17 protein-coding genes are annotated in these 16,793 nt (G+C 68.2%); 7 read left to right on the forward strand and 10 right to left on the reverse strand.

All coding sequences use genetic code 11. The features are described 5' to 3' along the window. Positions 1–214: 214 nt before the first annotated feature. The gene (gene panB / locus KDH83_RS22360; protein ID WP_349291655.1) at positions 215–1,009 is read left to right on the forward strand and encodes a 3-methyl-2-oxobutanoate hydroxymethyltransferase; all 795 of its coding nucleotides are present in this window, start codon (positions 215–217) and stop codon (positions 1,007–1,009) included. A gap of 40 nt (positions 1,010–1,049) precedes the next feature. Here the strand turns inward: panB and KDH83_RS22365 are convergent, their stop codons facing one another. Then, positions 1,050–1,871: a phytanoyl-CoA dioxygenase family protein gene (locus KDH83_RS22365; protein WP_212319947.1), complete on the reverse strand. Its 822-nt coding sequence runs from the start codon at positions 1,869–1,871 to the stop codon at positions 1,050–1,052. Between the two features lie 2 nt (positions 1,872–1,873). Beyond that, on the reverse strand, positions 1,874–3,283 hold the full coding sequence (locus KDH83_RS22370) for an amino acid permease (protein WP_212319949.1): 1,410 nt from the start codon (positions 3,281–3,283) through the stop codon (positions 1,874–1,876). Positions 3,284–3,453: 170 nt separating this feature from the next. Here KDH83_RS22370 and KDH83_RS22375 point away from each other — a divergent pair, with 170 nt between their 5' ends. From KDH83_RS22375 to KDH83_RS22385, 3 genes are all read left to right on the forward strand, one after another. Further along, positions 3,454–4,572, forward strand: coding sequence for a GTPase (locus tag KDH83_RS22375; protein WP_212319950.1), 1,119 nt, complete (start codon positions 3,454–3,456; stop codon positions 4,570–4,572). Between the two features lie 183 nt (positions 4,573–4,755). Further along, entirely contained in the window at positions 4,756–6,846 is a 2,091-nt protein-coding gene (locus KDH83_RS22380; protein WP_212319952.1) for an EAL domain-containing protein, read from the forward strand. Positions 6,847–7,089: 243 nt separating this feature from the next. Further along, positions 7,090–8,967, forward strand: coding sequence for a methyl-accepting chemotaxis protein (locus KDH83_RS22385; RefSeq protein WP_212319954.1), 1,878 nt, complete (start codon positions 7,090–7,092; stop codon positions 8,965–8,967). 57 nt (positions 8,968–9,024) lie between these two features. On the opposite strand, the gene vapC is transcribed toward KDH83_RS22385, so the two are convergent. The 3 genes from vapC to KDH83_RS22400 form a co-directional block, all read right to left on the reverse strand. Then, on the reverse strand, positions 9,025–9,435 hold the full coding sequence (gene vapC, locus KDH83_RS22390) for a tRNA(fMet)-specific endonuclease VapC (RefSeq protein ID WP_212319956.1): 411 nt from the start codon (positions 9,433–9,435) through the stop codon (positions 9,025–9,027). After that, positions 9,435–9,668 (reverse strand): type II toxin-antitoxin system VapB family antitoxin, encoded by a 234-nt coding sequence (vapB, locus tag KDH83_RS22395; protein WP_212319958.1) that lies wholly within the window; start codon positions 9,666–9,668, stop codon positions 9,435–9,437. Before vapB ends, vapC begins: the two co-directional genes overlap by 1 nt. Positions 9,669–9,775: 107 nt before the next feature. After that, the gene (locus tag KDH83_RS22400; RefSeq protein ID WP_249205278.1) at positions 9,776–10,690 is read right to left on the reverse strand and encodes a LysR family transcriptional regulator; all 915 of its coding nucleotides are present in this window, start codon (positions 10,688–10,690) and stop codon (positions 9,776–9,778) included. Between the two features lie 122 nt (positions 10,691–10,812). On the opposite strand from KDH83_RS22400, the gene KDH83_RS22405 reads away from it, so the two are divergent. Continuing rightward, the gene (locus tag KDH83_RS22405) at positions 10,813–11,298 is read left to right on the forward strand and encodes a GNAT family N-acetyltransferase (protein ID WP_212319962.1); all 486 of its coding nucleotides are present in this window, start codon (positions 10,813–10,815) and stop codon (positions 11,296–11,298) included. Positions 11,299–11,433: 135 nt separating this feature from the next. Here the strand turns inward: KDH83_RS22405 and KDH83_RS22410 are convergent, their stop codons facing one another. Beyond that, positions 11,434–11,982, reverse strand: coding sequence for an XRE family transcriptional regulator (locus KDH83_RS22410; protein ID WP_212319964.1), 549 nt, complete (start codon positions 11,980–11,982; stop codon positions 11,434–11,436). Positions 11,983–12,054: 72 nt separating this feature from the next. Here KDH83_RS22410 and KDH83_RS22415 point away from each other — a divergent pair, with 72 nt between their 5' ends. Next, a complete protein-coding gene (locus KDH83_RS22415) occupies positions 12,055–12,981 on the forward strand; it encodes a DMT family transporter (RefSeq protein WP_212319966.1) in 927 nt (308 codons plus the stop codon). A 96-nt stretch (positions 12,982–13,077) separates the two neighbouring features. On the opposite strand, the gene KDH83_RS22420 is transcribed toward KDH83_RS22415, so the two are convergent. Continuing rightward, a complete protein-coding gene (locus KDH83_RS22420; protein WP_212319968.1) occupies positions 13,078–13,692 on the reverse strand; it encodes a dihydrofolate reductase family protein in 615 nt (204 codons plus the stop codon). A 43-nt stretch (positions 13,693–13,735) separates the two neighbouring features. Here KDH83_RS22420 and KDH83_RS22425 point away from each other — a divergent pair, with 43 nt between their 5' ends. Beyond that, on the forward strand, positions 13,736–14,467 hold the full coding sequence (locus KDH83_RS22425) for a TetR family transcriptional regulator (RefSeq protein WP_212319970.1): 732 nt from the start codon (positions 13,736–13,738) through the stop codon (positions 14,465–14,467). A gap of 103 nt (positions 14,468–14,570) precedes the next feature. Here KDH83_RS22425 and KDH83_RS22430 read toward each other — a convergent pair whose 3' ends face one another. Genes KDH83_RS22430 through KDH83_RS22440 form a run of 3 tightly spaced genes read right to left on the reverse strand, consistent with a single transcriptional unit; the run spans position 14,571 to position 16,427 of the window. After that, the gene (locus KDH83_RS22430) at positions 14,571–15,218 is read right to left on the reverse strand and encodes a DUF799 domain-containing protein (RefSeq protein ID WP_212319972.1); all 648 of its coding nucleotides are present in this window, start codon (positions 15,216–15,218) and stop codon (positions 14,571–14,573) included. Between the two features lie 2 nt (positions 15,219–15,220). Beyond that, the gene (locus KDH83_RS22435) at positions 15,221–15,733 is read right to left on the reverse strand and encodes a DUF4810 domain-containing protein (protein ID WP_212319975.1); all 513 of its coding nucleotides are present in this window, start codon (positions 15,731–15,733) and stop codon (positions 15,221–15,223) included. A 16-nt stretch (positions 15,734–15,749) separates the two neighbouring features. After that, the gene (locus KDH83_RS22440) at positions 15,750–16,427 is read right to left on the reverse strand and encodes a CsgG/HfaB family protein (protein ID WP_212319973.1); all 678 of its coding nucleotides are present in this window, start codon (positions 16,425–16,427) and stop codon (positions 15,750–15,752) included. Between the last annotated feature and the right edge of the window lie 366 nt (positions 16,428–16,793).

Here is a 16,793-nt window from a genome sequence, read left to right on the forward strand (position 1 = left end):
TCACGCTGGTGGCCAAGAAGCGCCCCCACCTGAACGAGATCACGGCGGCCTTCCTGGAGGACATGCGCGCCGCGCTGGCGCTGCCGCAGCCATGAAGCGCCTGGGTTAAGCTCGGGACGCGGCGCTGCCTGCCAGGCCCGCCGCGCATCCCGAACACGAGGCCCGCATGTCGACCACCGCCACCCTGAATGCCAACGCTCCCGCCCCCCGCCGCATGACCGTGCCCGCCTTCCGCGCCCGCAAGGGCCAGGAACCGCTGGTCATGCTGACCGCGTACACGGCGCGCATGGCCGAGCTGCTGGATCCCTGCTGTGACGCGCTGCTGGTGGGCGACAGCCTGGCGCAGACCATCTACGGGCTGCCGTCCACCGTCCCCGTCACGCTGGACACCATGATCGCGCACGGCGCGGCCGTGGTGCGCGGCGCGCGCGGCGCGCTGGTGGTGGTGGACATGCCCTTCGGCAGCTACGAAGCCAGTCCCGAGCAGGCCTTCGCGTCGGCCTCCCGCGTGCTGAAGGAAACCGGCGCGGCCGCCATCAAGCTGGAAGGCGGCGAGGCCATGGCGGCCACGGTCGCCTTCCTGTCGGCGCGCGGCATCCCCGTCATGGGACACGTGGGCCTGACGCCGCAGGCGGTGAACATCCTGGGCGGCTACGGCGCGCGCGGACGCGGCCATGCCGAGCAGGCCAAGATCGCGGCCGACGCCGAAGCCATCGCCGCCGCCGGCGCCTTCGCGGTGGTGGTCGAGGGCGTGGTGGAACCGCTGGCGGCATCGATCGCCGCCAGCCTGTCCTGCCCCGTGATCGGCATCGGCGCGTCCGCGTCATGCGACGGACAGGTGCTGGTGGTGGACGACATGCTGGGCATGTTCGAGCGCACCGCCCGTTTCGTGAAGCGCTACGACACGCTGTCCGAACGCATCCAGGCCGCGGCGCGGACCTATGCGGAGGAAGTGAAGGCCCGGCGCTTCCCGGGCGCCGAGCATCTGTACGAAGCGCCCAAGGCCTGAGCCGGACCGACGCCGATACTGGCCCGGCGCGCCACCGGCATCAGGCGCGCGGCCAAAGCACCGGAAACAGCGCGTGCTCCATCGGCGAACCCGGCGGCAGTACCTGCGCAAGCCCCGGGAACTCCGGCGAGGTTCGCCAGGCGCGCGGCGCATGCCGCATGTCCTCGCCCAGGAAGCGCACCGAGAACGCGCGGCGGCGGCGGTCGCCGCCCACGCCTCCCGACGCGTGCAGCGTCAGCATGTGGAAGAACACGGCGTCGCCCGGCTGCAGTTCCCAGCCCAGGATGCGCCAGCGCGAGCGGTCGGCCTCGATGTCGGGCAGATCCGCCAGGCTGCCTTCCGGAAACCACCTGGCCTGGCTGTCCAGGAAGGTGCGCGGCATCAGCCACGGCCCCAGGTGCGAACCCGCCACGAACTCCAGCGTGGCCTCGCGCGCGACCGGGTCCACCGGCATCCACATGCTGCAGTTCATGCGCCCTTCCACGTTGTAGTAGGGCTGGTCCTGGTGCCAGGGCGTGCGCTGGCGCGTGTTGGGTTCCTTGACGAGCAGATGGTCGTGATAGAGCCGCGCCGGCCCGCCGCCCATCAGCTGCGCCGCCACCGAGCCCACGCGGCTGCCGAAGATGAATTGCCGGTATTCGTCGTTGTCCTGCCAGTTGCAGAAATCCTCGAAGAACCAGCCGGGATCGTCGGGCCGGCTGGCCACCTTGGCGCGCGGGCTGGGCGCGTCCAGGTTCTTCTGGATGCCGCGCGTCAGCAGCTCGACTTCCTGCGCGCTGAACAGCTGCCGCACACAGAGCGCGCCATCGCGCTGGAAGGCCGCGATGTCCTCGGCCGGCAGTTCGAATTCATGGCGATGCATGGTCACTCCTCCTTGTCGTCATCATAATCAGGCCGCGCTGCGGCGCCCGCGCGCCGACGCATCACGGACAGCCAGAGATAGGCCGCCGACAGCAGCGCGAGCCAGCCCAGGCCCACATACAGCGCGCCGCGCGTGTCCTCGAACGCGGCCAGCACCGCGAACACGAACAGCATGAAGACGACGGCGCAACGCTGGCCCCAGGGCCACAGCGGCACGGGAAAGGCCAGCTCGGCGGCGGCCGGACCAAGACGGCGGCGCATGGCGAGCTGCGACAGCAGGATCATCAGCCATACCCAGACCACGGCGAAGGTCACGATGGCCGCCAGCTTCATGAACAGCCCATCGGGCAGCAGGTAGTTCAGCGCCACGCCCACGAACAGTCCCGCGCCCATCACCGCCACCGTCATCCAGGGCACGCCGAAGCGCGACACCCGCGCGAAGCTGGCCGGCGCCTGGCCGTTCAGCGCCATGCCGTAGAGCATGCGCCCGGTGCTGAAGATATCGCTGTTGACCGCCGAGATCACGGCCGAGATCACCACCAGGTTCAGCACGTCCGCGGCCGCGTCTATGCCCAGGCTGCTGAATATCTGCACGAAGGGGCTGCCCTGCGTGCCGATCCTGCTCCACGGGAAGATCGCCATCAGCACCAGCAGGGTCAGCACGTAGAACAGCAGGATGCGCAGCGGCACGGAGTTGATCGCCTTGGGTATGACGCGCCGGGGATCGCCGGCCTCGCCCGCGGCCATGCCGATGACCTCCACGCCGCCGAAGGCGAACATCACCACCGTGAAGGACGCGATCATGCCCTCGATGCCGTTGGGAAAGAAGCCGCCGTGTTCCCACAGATTGGCCAGGGCCGGCGCCGTGGCGTCCGCGCCGCCGATGCGCATGCCGCCGAGCAGCACCGCCGCGCCGCCCGCGATCAACGCCAGGATCGCCACGACCTTGAGCAGGGACAGCCAGAACTCCAGCTCGCCGAACACCTTCACGCTGCACAGGTTCAACCCGCCGATGCAGAGCACGATGCCCAGCACCCAGATCCAGCGCGGCGTGTCCGGATACCAGAAGCCCATGTACACGCCGAACACGGTGACATCGGCCAGACAGACCATCAGCATGGAAAAGGCATAGCTCCAGCCGGTCAGGAAACCCAGGTACGGCCCCAGGTAGCGCGTCGCGTAATGGCCGAAGGAGCCAGGCACCGGATGGCGCACCGCCATCTCTCCCAACGCGCGCATGGTGAAGAAGATGGCCGCGCCGCCGATCAGGTAGGCCAGCAGCACCGACGGCCCCGCGCGCTGTATGGCGGCGGCGGAACCATAGAACAGGCCGGTTCCGATCGCCGAGCCCAGCGCCATGAAGCGCACATGCCGCGCGCTCAGGCCACGGCGCAAGCCAGTCTGCTCATCCATGGATATCCCCTTTTTTGGTATTGGTCTGCCCGGCGATATCTATACTTGTATAGTCAAGCTCGGGACAACATGACGTAATCCCTAACCCGGCGTCGAATCCCGGGCTATCCGAGGCAAGCGTCCGAACTTCCACGGATTGAACCCATTAGAATCAGACGAATCCAATCCTGATGCCCGCCCCCATGCCCGATCCGCTGCCCCTGCAAGACGCCATCGCCGACGCGATCAGCACCGCGACGCGCGGGGCCGGCCGCGTCAACATCCTGGTGGCCGGCAAGACCGGCGTGGGCAAGAGCACGCTGATCAACGCCGTGTTCCGTGGCGAGCTGGCGCGCACCGGCGCGGGCAAGCCGGTGACCTCGACGACCCAGGAATTCACCCGGCCCGGCCATCCGCTCACCATCATCGACACGCGCGGGCTGGAAGTGGCCGACTACGAAGCCTCGCGCCGCGAGCTGGACGCGCTGATCCGCGAGCGCGCAGCCGCCGCCGAACAGGAACGCCACATCCACATCGCCTGGCTCTGCATCCAGGACAGCAGCCACCGCGTCGAGGACGCGGAGATCGCGCTGTGCAACATGCTGGCCGACGCCGGCATCCCCGTCATCACGGTGCTGACCAAGGCCCGCAAGAACAGCCCGTTCGCCGATACCGCGCGCGAGCTGCTGCCGCGCGCCCGGCAGGTGGTGCCGGTGCGCGCGCTGCCCGAGCGCATCGACGAGCTGGACGCGGACCTGCCGCCCATGGGGCTGGACGAGCTCATCGCCGCCACCGCCCAGGCCATCCCCGAGGCGCAGCAGCGCGCCTACGCCAATGCGCTGTCCACCCGCAACAAGCAGGCGCTGGAAGTAAAAAAAAAGCGGGCTGAGATCGAAGTGAACATCGCCGCCGGCCTGGCCGCGTCGGCCGCCGCCGCGCCCATTCCGTTTTCCGACGCCTTCGCGCTGGTGCCGATCCAGGTCGGCATGATCGCCAAGATCGGCATCACCTTCGGCATGGAGCTGGACACCGCGGCCATCACCACGCTGGTCACGTCCACGCTGGGCGCCTCGGCCGCCACGCTGATCGGCCGCTCGGTGGTGTCCAGCCTGCTCAAGCTGATCCCGGGCGCCGGCAGCGCGGCCGGCGGCACCATCGCCGCCACCACCGCCGCCACCATCACCAAGCTGCTGGGCAACGCCTACGTGGCGGTGCTCTACGACTTCTGCCAGCGCCATCCCGGCAAGGACATCGACACCGCGATGATCGCGCAGGCGCTCAAGCAACGCGTGGGCTTCGGCCGCGGCTGAACACCGCGCCGGATCGGCGTGCTTTTTCGCAATAGTTGGACGGCCTTCGCAATAATGCGCAGGCTTTTGGCATTTTCATATGCGGGATAAATATTTGGCTTCCGGAGACGTAAAGCCATATATCCCGTCATGTTTTCATGCCAGCCGCAGCGGCGGCCCATGCCGGAAGACCGGCCATAAGCTATGACCATCGCGAATTCGGACGTCATGTACAGGCACCTGGTGCAGGGTGTCGAGGACTACGCCATCTATATGCTGTCCCCCGACGGCACCGTCGCCAACTGGAACGCCGGCGCCCAACGCACCAAGGGCTATGCGGCCGACGAAATCGTCGGCCAGAACTTCTCCTGCTTCTATACCCCGGAAGACCGGGCCTCGGGCCTGCCGCAGGCCGGCCTGGCGCGGGCCCGCGACCGGGGCAAGTTCGCCGCCGAGGGCTGGCGCGTGCGCAAGGACGGCACCCTGTTCTGGGCCAGCGTGGTGATCGACGCGATCCATGGCGACGGCGGCGAACTGCTCGGCTACGCCAAGATCACGCGCGACGAGACCGAGCGCCGCATGCAGGAACAGCAGCTGCTGCGCGCCAAGGAAATGACCGAACGCTACAACACCGAGCTGGGTTCGCTGTCGAGCTTCCTGGACGCGGTGATTTCGCAGATCCCTTCCTGCGTGCTGGTGATGGACGCGGTGTCGCGCCAGATCGTGCTGGCCAATCGCCAGGTGCAGGCCATGTTCGGCGTCGACCGCGCGGACATGCGCGGCCGGACCATGCAGGAATGCCTGCCGGAGCAGGCCTGCGCCTTCTTCGAGCGGCTTTGCAACGATGCGCTGCGCTCGGACGGCGCCATGCGCGAAGAGGAAGAGGAACTGTCCACCACGCTGGGCCCGCGCTCGCTGCGCACCAAGACGCTGGTGTTCCACAACAGCGATCCGCGCTCGCGCTATGTGCTGCTGATCGCCGACGACGTCACCGACGAGAACGCCGCCCATGCGCAGGTGCGCTACATGGCCCACCACGACACGCTGACCGGCATGCCCAACCGGCGCCTGTTCCGCGAACAGATGCTCAAGGCGCTGAACGCGGCCAGCGACGGCCGCGCCACCGCGGTGCTGTGCCTGGACCTGGACAACTTCAAGAGCGTCAACGACACGCTGGGCCACCAGTTCGGCGACGAACTGCTGCGCCTCCTGGCCAAGCGCCTGCCCAAGGTCTTGCGCGAGCAGGACACGCTGGCGCGGCTGGGCGGCGACGAGTTCGCCGTGGTGCTGCCCAATATCGAACAGACCGAGGACGTGCGCCGCATGGCGCAGCGCCTGGTGGACGCCGTGCGCGCGCCGTTCGAGATCGACGGCCACACCGTGCCGGTGACGGTCAGCATCGGCATCGCCGTGGCCGACACGCCGGAATGCACCGCCGACCACCTGCTGCGCTACGCCGACATGGCGCTGTACGAGGCCAAGCGCAACGGCCGCAACGGCATGGCCTTCTTCAAGCCCGAAATGGAGACCACCGCGCTCAAGCGCCACGAGATGGAAATGGACTTGCGCCAGGCCATCATCTCGCAGCAGCTGCGGCTGCACTACCAGCCCATCAAGGACGCCAGCCACGTGCGCACCGTGGGTCGCGAGGCGCTGATGCGCTGGCAGCATCCGGCCAAGGGCCTGATCATGCCCAACGACTTCATTCCCGTGGCCGAGGAAACCGGGCTGATCCACGAACTCAGCGCCTTCACGCTGCACGAGGCCTGCCGCGAAGCCATGCGCTGGGAACCGCATGAGACCGTGGCCGTCAACCTGTCGGCCAGCCAGTTCGCCAACAGCGCGCTGGTGTCGCTGGTGGAATCGGCGCTGGCCACGTCCGGACTGCCGGCCGACCGGCTGGAGCTGGAGATCACCGAATCGGTGCTGCTGGCCAATTCGGCGGCCAACCTGTCCACGCTGACCCGGCTCAAGGACATGGGCGTGAAGGTGGCGCTGGACGATTTCGGCACCGGCTATTCCTCGCTGAGCTACCTGCGCAGCTTCGAGTTCGACAAGATCAAGATCGACAAGTCCTTCACCCAGGACGTGGAATCCAGCCGCGAGGCGCTGGCCATCATCCGCGCCATCAACGGCATCGGACGCAGCCTGGACATCCCCACCACCGCCGAGGGCGTGGAAACCCCGGCCCAGCTGCGCCGGCTGACGGAGGAAGGCTGTACCCACTTCCAGGGCTACCTGCTGGGACGCCCGGTGTCGCACGAGCCCGGCGCCACGCCGCCGACGTCGACGTAATCCGCCGCAAACGCCTGTGTGACAGCGCGCATACGGGACAACCCGCAGGCGCGCGCGGCACGCCATCAGGCAGCAATACGTCCCTGTTACAGTGGCCCCGGCAGGGTCTCGCCAAAATGACGAACTGGGCGGCAGGCGCGCCCTTGATCCCGAGCTTGATCGCGCCTTGTCGACACTACGCTGCGGCTCATGCGCGGCGGCTTTCCGTGCCGCCGCGATTTCGACAGCCATCGGGGCCGCACCATGTTCAAGTCCATACGCAACCGCCTCATCGCCCTCTGCGTGGCGATCACCATTCTTTCCATGCTGTCGCTGTCCCTGGCCACGGTACTCGTGGCCCGCGACAATACCTTCGACCAGGTCGACCACAGCATCGGCCAGATCACGCGCAATCACGCCAATGAACTGTCCGCCTGGGTGCGCGACAAGCAGCGCGTCACCAGCTCGCTGAAGAACGCCGTCGACCAGCCCGAAGCCATCGCGCACACCATGGCCGCGACCGCGCAGCAGGCCGGCGGCTTCGACGACGCCTACATCGTCTACGCCGACAAGCGCTACATCTTCAACCACGCCATGCCGGACGGCTTCGACGGTCCGGCGCGCGCCTGGTACCAGCAGGCCGCCCAGGCCAACGGGCCTGCCATCACTCCGATCTATGTGGACGCCGCGTCGGGCAAGCTGTGCATGAGCTTCGTCGAGGCGGTGCGCAAGGACGGCCGCGTGGTGGCGGCCGTGGGCACCGACATGCTGCTCGACAGCATGGCCAAGATGGTCGCGGCCATCCAGGCCACGCCCAAGAGCTTCGCCTTCCTGCTGGACGGGCAGGGCCAGATCCTGGCCCACCCGGACGTCAAGCTGGCGCTCAAGCCGGTCACCGCCATCGATCCCGGCCTGGACCTGAGCCAGCTGCAGCAGCTGGCCAGGAACAGCGGCAGCTCGCTGACGCAGGATATCGGCGGCGTCAGCCAGCTGCTGTACGCCAGCACCGTGGAAGGCACGCCCTGGACACTGGTGATCGCCATCGACCGGGCCCAGGCCAACGAGCCGGTCACCATGATGGTGAAGCTGGCCGCGTCCATCACCGCGCTGGCGCTGCTGCTGGCCGTGGCCTTCGTGACGATGGCGGTCAAGCGCCAGTTGCGCGGCCTGCCCCAGGTGCAAGACGCGCTGCAGGACATCGCCAGCGGCGATGGCGACCTGACGCGCCGGCTGCCGGCCGAGGGCGGCGACGAGCTGGCCCGGATCGGCGCCGCGTTCAATCAGTTCGCCGACAAGATCGCCACGATCCTGCGCGAGATCCGCGTGGCGGCCGACTCCGTGCGCACCGCCAGCCTGGAGATCGCCAGCGGCAACCACGACCTGTCCGACCGCACCTCGCAGCAGGCCAGCTCGCTGGAGCAGACCGCCGCGGCCATGGAAGAGATCACCTCGACCGTGCAGCACAACGCCGACAACGCCAGCCAGGCGGCCAACCTGGCCAGCGACGCCTCGCGCGTGGCCGGCCAGGGCGGCGCGGTGATGCAGCAGGTGGTGCACACCATGGACGGCATCGACGCCTCGGCGCGCAAGATCGTCGACATCATCGGCGTGATCGACGGCATCGCCTTCCAGACCAACATCCTGGCGCTGAACGCCGCGGTGGAAGCCGCGCGCGCCGGCGAGCAGGGCCGCGGCTTCGCCGTGGTGGCCGGCGAAGTGCGCACGCTGGCCCAGCGCAGCGCCACCGCCGCGCGCGAGATCAAGACGCTGATCGAATCCTCGGTCGACCAGATCCGCACCGGCAACTCGCTGGTGCGCCAGGCCGGCGGCACCATGGACCAGGTGGTCGGCAGCGTCGAACGCGTGACCAGCATCGTCGGCGAAATCGACCTGGCCAGCCAGGAACAGCGCACCGGCATCTCGGAAATCGGCAACGCCATCGGCCTGATGGACAACGCCACGCAGCAGAACGCCGCGCTGGTGGAACAGGCCGCCGCCGCCGCGCAGACGCTGCAGGAACAAGCCGCGCACCTGGCGCAGCTGGTGGGCGGCTTCAAGCTCGACAGCCATGACGTCGCCAGCCACGCCGTGACTCGCGGCGCGCCGCAGGTGGCGCCGGGGGCCATGTTGGCGTTGAACTGATAAGGTACATGACGGGCCCGCGCTGATCGGCGTCGGGCCTTCTACCCCAAGAGCTGCTCAGAGGCTGGCACTGACCCAGTTCTCTACTTCAAGCCCGGGAACGCGGGCGAATTCCGATACGTTGTTCGATACCAGCACCAAGCCTTCACTACGTGCATGGCCTGCGATATGCAGATCGTTTACCCCAATGGGCTGACCCAGCCGTTCCAGGGCGGAACGGATCGCCCCATAGTGCTGAACCGCTTTGAGGCCATAGGGCAAGACATCCAGGCGGCTGCAAAAATCCTCAACAGTGGACAGGTTCTCACTGACACGGTTGCTCTTCTCCGCGCCATGCAACAGCTCCGCCGCGGTAATCGAGGAGATCGCCATGCGGCCCGCATTGGCATTGAAAATGGACAGCACCTCGATGGGACGCCGCTTCAAGACATAGATAACGATGTTCGTGTCCAGCAGATAGCGCAGCATCAGAGCGACTCTCGCTCGGCTTGATCCTGGCTGGCGCGTTCGGACATGAAATCATCGCTGACAGCGGGGCCGTTCAGGAAAAAGCTGTCCCAGACCTGTCCAACCGGCGCAATGATGCGCTCATTTCCCTTGACTCGTATTTCCACCTTGAGCACGCCCTCTGGCAGCCGGACTTCCAGCGGAAGCCGGACGGCCTGCGTGCGGTTATTGATAAAGACCGTGCCGATTGCCATGTCGCAACTCCTGTAGGCGGGAAGTTGTATATAGCCTAAGTATATAGCGCCCTATTCCGTCCTTCAAGCTGTCAAAACTGCCAGTAGCCCTGGCGACAATCGCCTGATCAAAGCGGAATCGCGCGCAGCAGCTGTTCGCGCAGCCAGGCATGTGCCGCGCTGCGCTGGCGCACGTGGCTGTAGGCCTTCAGCGTGAAGGGCGGGATCTCGAAGGGCGGCGGATATTCCACGATCGCGGCCACCGCGCCCAGCGTGCGCGCCGCCTGGCGCGGCACCGTCATGATCAGCGCCGAGCCGGCCACGATGAAGGGCGCGGCCAGCACCGAGGGCAGCTGCACCGCCACGTCGCGGCGCAGTCCACGGCGCTCCAGCAGCTTGTCGATATGGCCGCCGGCCTCGCCCCAGGGACGCACCGCCACGTGGCGCTCGGCCATGTACGCGTCCAGGCTGGGCGCTGACCGGATGCGGGGATGATCGCGGCTGGCGATCACCACGTAGTGATCGGTCAGCCAGTCGAAGCTCTCGATGCCCGGCGCCGGCTCGGCCATGTCTTCCACATAGCCCAGCGCGAAATCCAGCCGGCCCGAGGCCAGGTCCTCGGCGTAGTCCTGGTTTTGCGCGTGGACGATCTGGAAGCGCAGGCGCGGCGCCAGATCCTGCACTTGCGCGACCAGGGCCGGCAGCATGGCGAAGGTGGTGTAGTCGGTGGCCGCGAGGGTGAAGCAGCGGTCGCTGGTGGCCGGGTCGAAGCGGCCCGCCTGCGCCAGTCCGTTGGACAGCAGCGCCAGCGCGGCGCTGACCGGCCCGGCCAGTCGCTCGGCATGAGCGGTGGGCTGCATGGCGTTGCCGATGCGCACGAACAGCTCGTCGTCCAGCGCGGCACGCAGGCGCGCCAGCGCGTGGCTCAGCGCGGACGGGCTCATGGCCAGTTCGTCGGCCGCGGCGATCACGGAACGACGGCGCAGCAAGGCGTCCAGCGCCACCAGCAGGTTCAGGTCCAGGCGTCTCAGATCAGAATGCATGGTGTGCATTATCCAATGAAAACAATGCACTTGATGCATTGGTGCCGGCATCCCTATCATCTTCGGTTTCCCATCCCGCGCGGCCATGCGCCGCCCTTGCGATTTTCTCCGTAGCTCTCCCCATGACGATTTCCATCCGCCCCGCCACCGAACAAGACTGCGCGCTGATCCTGCGATTCATCACCGAGCTGGCCGTCTATGAAAAGGCCGCCGACCAGGTCGAAGCCACCGTCGAAACCCTGGCCAGCAGCCTGTTCGGCCCCGGCACGCCCGCGCGCGCGCTGATCTGCGAAGCGGACGGGCAGCCGGTGGGCTATGCCATCTATTTCTTCAACTACTCGACCTGGCAGGCCAGGAAAGGCCTGTACCTGGAAGACCTGTACGTCTCGCCCGCCAGCCGCGGCATCGGCGCCGGCAAGCGCCTGCTGCGCCATCTGGCGCGGGTCGCGGTCGAGGAAGGCTGCGGCCGCTTCGAATGGAGCGTGCTGGACTGGAACCAGCCGGCCATCGACTTCTACCAGTCGATCGGCGCGCGGCCGCAGGCCGAGTGGGTGCGCTACCGCATGCACGGCGAGGCGCTGACGGGCTTCGCCGCCGGCGCGGACTGAAACGTCGGGCGGGGCTGTCGGACGGCGGTGGTATCACCGCCCACGGGATCGACAGCCCTCGGCGCGCCGGCCATTGAACGACGGACCGCCTGCGGGAACGCTCCCGCGAGCGCCAGTCGCCCGGATGGCGCCCCCCTATATCACCAGGTTGCGGATGAAGCGCAGCACGCCTGCCTGCCGGTTGGCGTAGGCATAGGACACCGAGCTGGCGAAGGACGTGGTCGACCCCGCCGGTATGACCCGCTCCTGTCCGGCCAGCTCCAGCGTCAACGCGCCCTCGATCACGTAGAGCATCTCGACGCAGCCTTCCGGGTCCGCCTCGGCCTGGTAGCGCTCGCCGGGCGCCAGGGTCCAGGACCATAGTTCCACCTGGTGCGAGGCGGCCGCCGAGCAGTGCAGCACCGCCTGGCTGCCGGCAAGCTGGCCGCGCCAGGTCAGCACGTCGGGCGTCTGGTCGGGCGCGCGGCCGGCCGGGCTGACCAGGGCGGTGAAGTTGGCGCCCAGCGCCGTGGCGATGAGGCTGAGCTTGGCCAGGCTGATGTTGGCGTCGCCGGCTTCCAGGCCGGCGATGGTACGGCGGCTCACGCCCGCCGCATCGGCCAGCGCCTGCTGGCTCAGGCCTTGCCCATCGCGCAGGCGCCTGAGATTGGCGGCCACGTGTTCGAGCACCTGGTTCGACGGCATGGCGATTCTCCTTGCGCAAACGCATGAGCAATATATTGCGCAAAAATACCACATCCGATATTGTGCAATATCATGCACAACACCCCCACGCCCCCGTCTCCCTCCCTGCTGGCGCGCAGAGCGCCCGAAGCCGCGCTCCTCCTGATCACCGTGGTCTGGGGCGGCACCTTCCTGGCCGTGCAGCACGCGCTCACGGCGGGCACGCCCATGTTCTTCGTCGGTTGCCGCTTCGCCGCCGCGGCCCTGGCCGTGGGACTGGTGTCGCTGCGTTCGCTGCGCGGCATCACCTGGCGCGAAGTCCGGGCCGGCGGCGCCGTCGGCCTGGCCATCGTGGCCGGCTACGGCGGCCAGACCATCGGCCTGCAGCACATCACCAGCAGCGAATCCGCCTTCCTCACCGCCCTGTACGTGCCGGCGGTGCCGCTGCTGCAATGGCTGGTGCTGCGGCGCGCGCCGCGCGCCATGACCTGGGTGGGCGTGGCGCTGGCCTGCACGGGCCTGATGCTGCTGACCGGCAACAACCCCGCGTCGATCTCGTTCAGCTATGGTCAGCTCATCACCATCGCCGGCGCGGTGGCCATCGCCGCCGAAATCCTGCTCATCAGCCATTACGCGCGCAGCGTGGACCTGCGCCGCGTCACCGTACTGCAACTGGCGGCCGCGTCGATCGCGGCCTTCACGCTGATGCCGCTGGCCGGCGAGACCGAGATCCCGCCGTTCTCCTGGACGCTCACCGGCCTGGCCGTGGCGCTGGGCTGCGCCAGCGCGCTGATCCAGCTGACCATGAACTGGGCGCAGCGCACGGTCGATCCCGCGCGCGCCACGCTGATCTATGCCGGCGAGCCGGTATGGGCCGGCATCTTCGGCCGCATCGCCGGCGAGCGGCTGGCGCCGCTGGCGCTCGTCGGCGGCGCGCTGGTGGTGCTGGGCGTGATCGTCAGCGAATGGAAGCCCCGCCTGCGGCGCGCGCGGACCTCCGAGCCTGCGCGGCAGGCCTGAGTCCGGCAGCCATCCAGCGCAACGGAACCAGCGTCCGGCGACGCGCCGGCCGCTCGCCAGCGCGTCGATACGAGACCGCTTCCGCGTTGCCGGACGCTATGCCTGCGCGCCCACCCGCCAGGTGCTCTGCACGAATCCAAACGGCCATGAGCGGCTGCCGACCAGGACCAGCGGCACGTCGCCAGCCAGCGCGCCGAACAGCGGCCGGCCCCGGCCCAGCAGGCGCGGAATGGTGGTCACGGTGATCTCGTCCACTACGCCTGCCTCCAGGAACGACTGGATCAGCCGGCCGCCATCCAGGTACACGCGGGCCAGCCCCGCCGCGCCCAGCCGTCGTAGCAGGGCGTCGGGCGTCTCGTCCGAGACGCTGATCGAGGCGCCCGCGATGACGGGAGCCCGCCAGCCTGAACGGCTCATCACGATCACGGGCGTGTCGCCATACGGCCACTGCGCGAAGGCCGCGATCGTCTCGAAGGTCGCGCGGCCCATCACGATCGCATCCACGCCCGCCATGAACTGCGCATAGCCGCAGTCCTCGCCCTCGGGTACGGCGGCGTTGGCCTGCATCAGCCAATCCAGCGAGCCGTCTTCGCGGGCGATGTAGCCGTCCAGGCTGGCGGCGATATAGACGCGGGACAGGGCACGCGCGGGCGCGTCGGCGGCAGTGGGGTTCGGGTTCGGGTTCGGGTTCGGGTTCGCGGACGGTGTCATCGGGTTCTCTCTATGCATATATTTCTACAGTGTAGAATTCTGCATGCCCTCACGCAAATCCAAATCCGATCCCGCCGCCGGCGCCGCAACGCCTGTGCCCGCAGCGTCCGTGCCCGCGTCGCGCGTGGCGCGCGCCACCGCCGCAACGCCAACGACTCCGCGACCGGCCCGCCCCGCGCGGCGCCGTCCCGGCGCGCCTGCCGCCGACGATGCGCCGGCGCTGGACGCCGCCCGCATCATCGCTGCCGCGTCGCGTCTGCTGGAAGACACGGGCAAGCTCTCGATGCGGGCGCTGGCCCGCGAGCTGGGCGTGGATCCCATGGCGGTCTATCACTACTTTCCGGGCAAGGACGCGCTGGTCGCGGCAGTGGCGGGCGCCGGCTTCGATCAGGTCGAAGCCGCGGCCACCGCCTCGCGGCGCGCACGCGGCTGGCGCGGCCGATTGCGCGTGCTGGCCCGGGCCTATCTGGACATGGCGCGGGCCGCGCCCGCGCTGACGCGGCATCTGGCTCGGGCCGCGCCCGAAGACGGATCGGCGACCCAGTCCGCAGCCGCGCCCGACGTCGCCTTGCGTTTCGAAGCGCTGTTCCTGCATGCGATCCGCGAGCTCGATCTGACACCCGCGCGGGCGCGCGCCTGCCAGCATGCGCTGGTCGACTGCATCCACGGCCACGCACTGGCCGGCGCCGACCTGCCTGACGGCCTGTGGAACGCCGAGCTGGACGTACTGCTGGCGGGCATGGAGGCCTTGGCACGCACGACACCCTCGCGCTGACGCCACGGCGCGCGGACGAAAAAAAGCCCCGCGCACCGATGCAGGACGGTGCGCGGGGCGCTGGCATGGCCACCATCGGCGGCATGCGGATACGGCTTGCGGCTTACTGTCCCGCGTAGCGCGGCGAACGCGGACCGTACAGGATGCCGCCTTGCGTGCCGGCGCTGAGCAGGGCGTTGCTGGTCATGCCGGCCACGCCATAGCTGCGGTCGGACAGCGTGTTGACCACCTGGTCCACCACCGCCTGCACCAGCATGCCGATCAGGCCGCCGCTGCTGTTGCTGGCCTGTGCCAGGGTCTGGTGTCCGTCCCAGAGCTTGGCGCCGCTACGCAGGTCCAGCAGCGTCGCGTCGATGGACACGGTGACATTGCTGGAGATCACCTTGTAGCTGGCCCCGTATTCCTTGACCGTCATGTACAGGGCCGCGTCGGCGCCGAAGATCTCGCGCAGGCGCGAGGCGGGCAGGGCGTGGATGTCGTCCGGCGTGGTCAGGCCGTTCTGGCGGAAGGTCTCTTCCATGACGGCCACCGGCACCACGTAGTAGCCGGATTCGGCCAGCGGCAGCGTCGCTTGCGACAGCACGGCGGCGGACGCGGCCACGTCGACGGACGTGTTCAGCGGCGGCAGCACCAGGATGGAAGCCGGCTTGCTTTCACGGAACGCGGTGTAGTCCACGTTGCGCTGCGGACCGGCGCAACCGGCGAGCAGGGCGACGATGGCCAGCATGGCCAGGCGCAGTGATTTCATCATGTTCAGCTCCCTTTCTTCTTCTGCACGGCCGGCGCGGTCTTGGCGGCGGGTTCCGCGGCCGGCGTCTCGGCCTGAGCTTGCGTCTCGGCCTGGCCTTGCGGCGTGGCCTGCGCTTGCGGCGCGGCGGCGGGCTTGCCCGCGTTGCGCATCAGGAAATCCATGAACGGCGTGGATTCGGGAAAGGCCTGCTTTTCGCCCTGCAGCTGCTCGACGCCCTTTTCGCCGTCGCCCATCTTCAGGTACAGCATGCCCAAGTGCGCGCGAAAGCCGGGAGGCAGTTCGCGGTTGGTGGCGCGCGCCTTCTCGACGCTCTTTTCCAGCGTCTGCGCCTGCACGGCGTAATCGTTGCCGTCTTCCTTCAGGTAGGCGTACACGGTGGGTTGATAGCCTTCCCAGGTGTACAGGCTCTTGGGCTGCTGCGCGCAAGCGCCCAGCAGGCCGGCCAGCGCCGTGATCGCCAGCACGCGACCCGTACGGGCGAACGCCGTCCGGCGCGGCTGCGCCATCGTCTTCATCATGATGGTTTCCCCTTTAGTTGGCCGAGGGCGCCCAGGCGCCTTGCGTGATGCCGTCGACCAGGCGATCCACCGCTTCGCGGATGGCCAGATCCAGCACCTTGCCGTTGAGCGTGGAGTCGTAGCCGGCCGAGCCGCCGAAGCCGATCACTTCACGGTTGGACAGGCTGTACTCGCCCGCGCCCGACGCGGAATAGACGACCTCGGAGCTAGTCACGTCGACCACGTTGAGATCGACCTTAGCGTAGGCCACCTGCTCCTTGCCGCGCCCCAGGATGCCGAACAGCTGCTGGTCGCCGGTCACCTTGCGGCCGAAGGCCGTGACGTCGCCGGTGACCACGTAGCGCGCGCCCTTGATCTTGTTGGCCTGCTTGTTGAAAGCGGCTTCCTGGGCGATCTCGGACAGGTTCTGGCGGTCCATGACCTGGAAGCGGCCGGTACGCTGCAGATGGCTGGTCAGGATGGTCTTGGCCTGGCCGCCCAGGCGGTCCACGCCGTCGGAGAACACGCCGCGCAGGAAGTCCGTGCGGTTGTCGAACTTGCCCACGGAAATCGGGCTGCGCGGGCCCTGGTAAGGCGTGCTTGCCGCCACCGTCGCGGGCACGGCAACGGACTTCGACCGCTCCGTTGCGCAACCCGCCATCAACACCGACACCAGCGCCAGCGTGCCTGCTTTCACCACCGTACCCAACATCAAGCTTCTCCTGAAAATTTCCCTTGGCCTCTGACGGGCCGCATTTCTGATATTTTGCGAAGCTGCAATATATACAATATTTAACAACTTACATAATTTGAAGTGACGGGTCATTTGCCGTCATTTGTCAGGAATCAAGCGCTTGCCGGTTCGCGCCACGGGGGCACAGGCAGGCGCTGGCGGCCACTCTAGCGGCTGCCTGGGAAAGCGGAAATGGGAAGAGTCCGAAATCGTGGCCGGCCGGGCCGTGATCACGGCAAGCCGCAAGCACACCGGCGGCCCACGGGCCCGCGCCGGCCGCCCGCCGGCGCGCCTAGTGTGCTGTCCCGCAGATACGCCCGCACGAAATCCACCCCTAGCCGCCAT

The organism is Achromobacter sp. Marseille-Q0513 (genome assembly GCF_018195695.1).
Classification (GTDB): Bacteria; Pseudomonadota; Gammaproteobacteria; order Burkholderiales; family Burkholderiaceae_B; genus Achromobacter.